Genomic DNA, 7509 nt, shown 5'->3' on the forward strand with positions numbered 1-7509 from the left:
AATACCTAACAGATTGTTAAATTTGGCAATCATTCACACGCCAATACATTCTTACTGAGCCAACTGCATAGGCATGTATAATATTGAGCTGTCAGTAAATAATAAACATTGGTCTAGTCTTTAGTTTACTTTATTTGCAGGAAAATGAGGATAACTATGGCTAGGTTTAGCTTGCTGATGGTGCTTAACACCTAACCATTCTATTTTATGTGCCTATTTAGCTTGATTGATATCAAGCTTATATTGCCGGGTTAAATCCGCTATTTCCTTCATTTTTCATCTTCCTCTCACTTCATAATGCTCAATCTGCTAAACAATATTCCCAATTTATCAACTGGAATAATCGAAGACTATCGTAATGAATGCTGAAAGAGACTATGTTGAATACTATAACAATGAATGGCTTAGTTTAATTTGTCGCTAATGTTACCGATTATAACAATGGATGGCTTAACTTAGCTGCTTGTGAATAGCCAGAAGGTTAAGGAGTAGTATGTGCAGTGGCGTAGGAAAGCTTAAGTGCTGGGTAAATCGACTGCTTGGGGATGTGGGGGTGGTTTTTTATCTATCAATATTTCTGATTGTTGCCTTTTTGACGGTTGCGGCTGTCGAACCTGATGAAACACAAAGGTTGGCACAGAAAGCATTGAATGCGACGACGAGCAATTTTGGTTGGTTGTATCTTCTGACCAGTAGCGGTTTTGTGCTCTTTACTTTGGGCTTGGCTTTTTCTCGGTTCGGTATTATTCGCCTTGGTCTTGATGATGAACCTCCTGAATTTAGTTTTAGCAGCTGGCTGGCGATGATCTTCTCCGGTGGAATGGGGGTTGGTTTGGTCTTTTGGGGGGTAGCAGAGCCGATACTTCATCTTAGTTCACCGCCTTTAGGAATAGGCGCGCCAGGCTCAGTAGAAGCTGCGCAGACGGGTATGCGTTATGCCTTTTTTCATTGGGGCCTGCATCAGTGGGCCAACTTTACGGTGGTGGGGCTGGCCATTGCCTATGTGAGGTTTCGTCACAACAGTCGTGGTTTAATTAGCGAAACTTTTCGGCCCTTGTTGGGAGACCGTGTCGATGGCGGTTGGGGAAATGCGATTGATATTTTGGCGGTGCTTTCTACTATTTTTGGTGTGGCAACGACGCTCGGGCTGGGGGCGTTACAGATTAATAGTGGTCTGTCTCGGCTCTCTGGTATGCCTTACGGAATCACTCCCCAGTTACTGATCATTGCCGGACTCGGCTCGTTGTTCATACTGTCAGCCATGACGCCATTAAATCGCGGCATACGTTACTTGAGTAATGCCAATATGGTGTTGGCTGCAGGTCTATTGCTGTTTGTTTTAATGCTTGGGCCTACGGCTTTTATCTTCAGTGAATTGACCCAAACTATGGGCGAATACGTGGGTAATATTATCCAGATGAGTTTGGTAACGACGCCGTATTCTAGTGCGCATTGGGTGCAAGAATGGACCATTTTTTATTGGGCTTGGGGCCTTAGTTGGGCACCTTTTGTCGGCAGCTTTATTGCCCGTATTTCTCAGGGACGCACTATTCGGGAGTTTGTTTTAGGCGTTATGATTGTGCCAGTGCTATTGAGTATGCTCTGGTTTTCTACCTTTGGCGGCTCCGCTATTTATTTTGAGCTGTTCGAAAACGCGGGTATCGCTGCGGCAGTGGCGCAGGAAGTGCCCGCAGGGCTCTATGCCATGCTAGATCAATTACCCGGTGGCTTTTATGCGGCGATTGTTGCGGTTCTTTTGGTGTCTATGTTTGTGGTGACATCTGCAGATTCGGCTACTTTCGTGTTGGGTATGTTTACGTCGAAAGGTGTTCTTAATCCTACCCGCTTTGTGCGTATTTTATGGGGTGTGTTGCAATTATTGATGGCGGGAGTGCTGCTGCTTAGTGGGGGGCTGCTGGGGTTGCGGACGATCTCTATTGTGACGGCTTTTCCTTTTATGCTGCTGATGGTGTTAATGGCTTATTCGCTTTATCGAGATTTGTCTTTGGAATGGCAGCGAAGGCAAAAAAATGACAACCTTTTGCATGAGCGGATTGAGTCGATGTTGTTACGAGAGTCCGAAAGAGAAGCCGCGCGACAGGCGGAAGAAAATGCTCACCCCTCGGCGCCAGAACCTACAGAAGACGCTGATGTTGGAGAAGCTGTAGAACATAAGGAAGGGGACAAAATTGGTAACTAGCTGCTTTGTTGGTCAATTATTTATTAGCTTTGATTTGCCAGTCTTGAATAAACACGTTAATCAACTGGATTAAACACCGCGGGTTATTTTTGCTACGCTCAAGTTTAGTCCACAATTTTTCGCCAGTTATTAATGCGATAGAACGGAGTGCATACGCAGATGGACGAAACGCAAATCAAAAATTTCAAACAGCAGTTGCTGCAACTGCGGTCTGAACTCATGAGCCTAAGTAGCACGTCTGACGACGCAGCAAAGGCCGTGGAACTGGATCAATCGGCCGTTGGTAGGCTAAGCCGAATGGATGCGATGCGTGCGCAAAGCATGGCGATTGAAGCAAAAGTGCGGCGTGAACATCAGATCTTAAGCATTGAGGGCGCGTTGCGCCGAATTGCCGCTGATGATTTTGGCTTTTGCCTCACCTGTGGGGAAGAGATAAACATCCGCAGACTAGAGGTGGACCCGTCTTACTCGCTATGCATCAAGTGTGCAGATAAGTGATTGATAGAGTGACCTTTGATTGATAGATTTATCTTTAATACGTTAATCAATAGGACTTAAAACCGCGGACTATTTTCGTTACGATCACGTTTAGGCCACGACTTTTCGTCAGTTATTAAGCCATTATATAGCTACAAGGATCCCGTAAGTGTCTAAATCTATAGCAATCACAATTAAAGATGCGTTGTCGAAAGTTAAGTTTCTCAAAAATAGAACAGCTGAAACGACTGCCGATGAAGCAAAAGATGCTTTTACTTTGTTATCAGAATATAGAGATGGCGGAATATACGTGGCTCATTACTCAGGTTTTAGTGAGTGGGAAAGGCACCTTAATGGTGACGAATTCGTTCAGGTGTTAGGTGGTGAAACAACCTTGATTTTATTAAACCAACATCAACAACAGCGTAACGAATTATCATCGGGTCAAATATTAGTCATTCCAAAGGGGATTTGGCATCGCTTTGAATCACCGGACGGAGTTAAGGTGATGACGATAACGCCACAACCAACAGAACATAGCACTGAGTGCCCAGTCGAGACATAACAAAAATTAAACAGGGACACTATATTCGTCAATTACATGTTGCTTCTACATAAAGCATTATGTTTTTTAACTCAATTTAACCCTAGCGATATTAAAGGAAGCTATGAGTATAAAACCTACAACAATGGCTATTTCAGCAGCAATTTCTTTTGCATTACTTTGGGTTATTTGTAGCGCCACGGTACATTTTTTTCCGGAACCTATGATGTTAATCTCGGGGCACATGGTGCATGCTAATTTATCGGATATGAATTGGACTCTAACGTGGTCTGGTTTCTTTATCGGTCTAATTGCTTGGTCGGGTGTTGCTGGCATAAGTGTATGGTTAGTAGCCGTTATCTATAATATGTTAAAATAAACATGATGTTAAAATAACCGTGATTTTCAAATAAACATGGACGCCTATTAGTGTTGGCGGATAGTAAAGCATTAGTCTGTTATTACCTTTCTTCAATGGTAACTGATATTGGTCAGTGCAAGACAAACGATAGTGGGTTTGGATAACTCGCCTTCTCCCGGCAGATGGAAAGTTGCCACAGCTGTTCAGGTGTTGTGGGTAAGCATTGTTGTGTGATATCGATAATATGACAACTGATAATGTGACAACTGACAATATGACAACTGATAATATGAGCATCGCCGCGATGGGGCTTATCCACGCATTCTTGAACTCGCGATTATCTTTGTGATTGACACCCGTGCGTATGCACTCTTGTTAATGAGCGGGGAGCCATCACTTGCCTGTTTCGCTTAATGTGAATGCTGATGAAAGAGGCTATGTTATTGATGATAACCATGGCTGGCTGTAGCTTTCATTCGGCCAACAAACAGTGAATACCTAATGGCAGATTTATTGTCTCGTTGGTAATATTAAAAAGTTAACACAAGCCTGAATTGGCAGAACGTCAAGGTAATAGTTTGCCAAATTGCTCACCGATAACCCCACCGAAACCCTTTCTAGGATACCAAAATGGTGTTCAGCGTAATGATCAATGAAAATAGCGGTTTCATTTGAATCACTATTCAAAGTCAGTTAGTGTTTATGACATGATTAAATGACAACAAAACGAGTTATTCTTCAGGCTCGTTATGTGAACACACTAAAAGACAAAAAATGGTAGCCATTTCACGAAAAATTCAGTTTTTAACGTTTTCCTGTATTTTAGCAGGTTGTACTTCGATTCAGCCTGGTGCTGGTGACAACTGGATAGGCTTCACTGAGTCTGGACAAGCCTCATTCTATGCAGATAGATATCAAAACAGAAAAACAGCTAGCGGTGATCTATATAAGCACAATCAAAAAACAGCCGCGCATAGAGATTTACCCTTTGGTTCAAATGTAAAAGTTACCAATACCAATAATGGTAAAAGCGTTATCGTTAAAATCAATGATCGTGGCCCATTTGTTAAAGGACGCATCATTGATCTTTCAAAGTCTGCTTTCAGCAGTATTGGCAATATATCTAATGGTGTAATTAACGTTAAAATAGAAATAGCCCGGTAGCACATAGCGATTGCATTATATGGCTTGGTTTAGCCTTTATTAGTGGGGTTTTCATAACAAGCCATTGATATGTAAGGTTATTAATTCCACGTTTGTAGCGCTTTAACTTAACCCGATTGAACTGATATTGAGAAGTGTTGCTAAAGATATGATAGAGATTGAATATTCTATTGGTGAATTAAAAACGTCGATGCTTGTTGTAGAAGAACATCGTTTTTACCTTATTGCTGAGGCTTGGATAAAGGCTGTAGATCTCAATGTGGGTGACAAAATAGTAGCCTGCAGTGATGCCGTAGCTGATATAGAAAGCATAAACAACGTTGAAGATTCACACTATTGTCGTGATTTAAAAATCAGTCACAATCATAATTATTTTGTAACCACAGCGCGCCCAGCGTTTCACGATACTCTCTGCGATCGCGCCCCAATAGACAAGCTTGAACTCATAGCCTACGAGCAGGCAAATAGGCCCTCTAATTTTCCTGATGGCAAGCCAACGGGTTACCACGGTGGTCCTTGGGTTGCGGCTAGATATTTACACAGCGATCCCAGCAAGGAAACTATAGGTTGGGGGTGTGCAAATGACAACATGTGTGCTGAAGATGTCGCGGTAAGTGATTTGAGGCAAAAATTGGGCGATGCTATTGGACTAGATCGACAGAATGTCGAGATTTCACATGCTTATTTGAGAAAATATACTAAAAAAGGCCGCTTCGTCAACAAAATGAGCCCTTGTGTTCATTGTCGTGATAATTACGGCAGCGCGCTAAATGACGAGACTGTAGGTGTGAGTAATTTAGCTAAAAACGGCCGTGGGTATTTACCCCCATAGGGAAATGACTTATAGCTAGAGGTATCCATTTTTATTGAAATGACTAGGCCTATCTAACCCATATCTCCCAGAGGGAGGTAATGGGTGACAATATCCCCGCGTCACAGTACTAAAATATATAGATCTAAGCGTCAACGCCGAATGTTGTCTGTTAGACGGAATTACTACGTGTTTCCACATCAATGAACCGACTCAATTTTACGATTGAGTGTCGTTTCTAAAACAGATCTCGCCTGGTGTCTATCATTGAGCCATTATGATAGTCGGTAACATCTCGAACAAAACATTAACGCATTGCCACCCAAGATGGTTAGCTTCATGTTTAGCGTCAAAGGCTACATTGTGCTGGTAGACGATACGGGCCGAATTATCTGTGAAGATAAAAGCTCAAGCAGCCAACCCATTCTAGACAGGCTCAACATCCCAGTAGAGAACAGGCTTAACATTATCATCGATTTGGGGCGTTTATTTAACGGTGCGGTTAGGGCTTGACGGCATTAACTGAGTACAGTGAGCATTTAGATCGAAAACGGCGCTTCAAATTGCCAACCTTGGCGGTGTGTTTTATCTATAATACCTGAAACCAGTAACCCTATTTCTATTTGATTGATATCAAGTATCTTCTGCTAAGTTGAATCAGCCGTATGACTTATATTTATCTGTCTACACTCCATTTATTGATAACTCCCGTTCAATTTGTACGTTTAAAAAATCGTAAAAGACTGTCGTAAAAAAACTATCGTAATAAATACTCATAAAAAAATACTGTAATAAATATACAAAGAAGCAATGTTATTTCATTAGAAAAGATGGGCTTATATAAGTCGTTCCGATGATGCCCTCGCTTGACACTTTACATAATTGGATGGGGCAATAATTTTTCAGAGCGTGTCGATGAACGCCTAGCGTATATCAGGAACAATATATCATCCAAGGTTTAGGATGAGTCTGTTGATGCGGTAGAGGACAAGCTAATTTATAACAATCAGATTGATAAAGCAGAAGGTGATGGCATAGTCTATTCTTTTTACGGGTTTGTCTTCTCGTCGGAATGTTACGTTCAGATTGCAGCGCCCTCACAGCCGGTGCCGTTGAGCATCGGCGTTAGGCTTACTAGAAAATGGAGATTTCTGTTATGAAAAAAATACCTAGTAGACAATTGTTATTTACTTTTATTGCTTCTATATCTGCATTAGTGGTGGTAGCAGGGATGAGCTTTATTTTGGGCGTTGATATTCCTCTTATGACGCGAGATGTTGCCGCGATAGGTAACATCCATCCTCTTTCTGGGTTTCTTTCAAGTCTGGGCATTCTTCTGTGGTGCGCGGTCGTGTCAATATGCTTTTTTATGGCAAGGGTGCTTCGCCATAGCAACCAAAGAGAGATAGTTAATTTTTTATATTATTCGGCCCTATTGACGCTTTATTTGATGCTTGACGATTTATTCCAATTTCATGACTCATTGGTATCTCAGTATCTTGGATTGAATGAAAAGGTGGTCTACCTGATTCTGGGCGTTGCGGTATCGGCTTATCTACTCACTTTTAAAGCGCTTATTTTGAAAACAAATTACTATTTTTTATTGTTGGCGTTAGTATTTCTTGGTTTTTCTGTTGTCATTGACGCTATTCTTCCGCCAGAGTTGTGGCGGCTTCTTGGTCATTGGGAATATTTTATCGAAGACGGTGCAAAATGGTTAGGAATTGTAGCTTGGTGTAGTTACTTCGTGAATACATCACATCAATTTCTGGAGAGTGAATTCAGCTCAACAGATCCATTCAAACGGATGCTAGTACCTAGCGCCGCTGATGGCGGCATTGGTGGTGAACTTGGGGTTAATCAAAGTCTTTTGCAATGTAAGCGGTCAATTAAGCGGTGGAGCCCGATATCATCAAGCTTTTAGATCGGCATGCCAAGGTAATAAATCACTT

8 protein-coding genes are annotated in these 7509 nt (G+C 41.9%); all 8 read left to right on the forward strand.

Annotation, left to right across the window (positions count from 1 at the left end; all coding sequences use genetic code 11):
• Nucleotides 1–493: 493 nt before the first annotated feature.
• The 8 genes from AAEZ02_RS21310 (at nucleotide 494) to AAEZ02_RS21345 (ending at nucleotide 7481) form a co-directional block, all read left to right on the forward strand.
• Nucleotides 494–2200 (forward strand): BCCT family transporter, encoded by a 1707-nt coding sequence (locus AAEZ02_RS21310; protein ID WP_124012958.1) that lies wholly within the window; start codon nucleotides 494–496, stop codon nucleotides 2198–2200.
• 159 nt (nucleotides 2201–2359) lie between these two features.
• Complete coding sequence (locus AAEZ02_RS21315; protein WP_124012959.1) at nucleotides 2360–2698, forward strand: TraR/DksA family transcriptional regulator; 339 nt, start codon at nucleotides 2360–2362, stop codon at nucleotides 2696–2698.
• Between the two features lie 148 nt (nucleotides 2699–2846).
• Entirely contained in the window at nucleotides 2847–3242 is a 396-nt protein-coding gene (locus tag AAEZ02_RS21320) for a cupin domain-containing protein (RefSeq protein WP_101033542.1), read from the forward strand.
• Between the two features lie 103 nt (nucleotides 3243–3345).
• Nucleotides 3346–3600, forward strand: coding sequence for a DUF5676 family membrane protein (locus AAEZ02_RS21325; RefSeq protein WP_101033544.1), 255 nt, complete (start codon nucleotides 3346–3348; stop codon nucleotides 3598–3600).
• Between the two features lie 756 nt (nucleotides 3601–4356).
• Nucleotides 4357–4746, forward strand: a complete 390-nt coding sequence (locus tag AAEZ02_RS21330) for a septal ring lytic transglycosylase RlpA family protein (protein ID WP_101033546.1) — start codon at nucleotides 4357–4359, stop codon at nucleotides 4744–4746.
• A gap of 148 nt (nucleotides 4747–4894) precedes the next feature.
• Entirely contained in the window at nucleotides 4895–5578 is a 684-nt protein-coding gene (locus AAEZ02_RS21335) for a hypothetical protein (RefSeq protein ID WP_124012962.1), read from the forward strand.
• A 318-nt stretch (nucleotides 5579–5896) separates the two neighbouring features.
• Nucleotides 5897–6070, forward strand: coding sequence for a hypothetical protein (locus AAEZ02_RS21340; RefSeq protein ID WP_232772110.1), 174 nt, complete (start codon nucleotides 5897–5899; stop codon nucleotides 6068–6070).
• Nucleotides 6071–6713: 643 nt separating this feature from the next.
• A complete protein-coding gene (locus tag AAEZ02_RS21345; RefSeq protein ID WP_351124925.1) occupies nucleotides 6714–7481 on the forward strand; it encodes a DUF8692 domain-containing protein in 768 nt (255 codons plus the stop codon).
• Nucleotides 7482–7509 lie beyond the last annotated feature (28 nt).

Source organism: Shewanella sp. T24-MNA-CIBAN-0130 (genome assembly GCF_040310185.1).
GTDB lineage: Bacteria > Pseudomonadota > Gammaproteobacteria > Enterobacterales > Shewanellaceae > Shewanella > Shewanella psychromarinicola.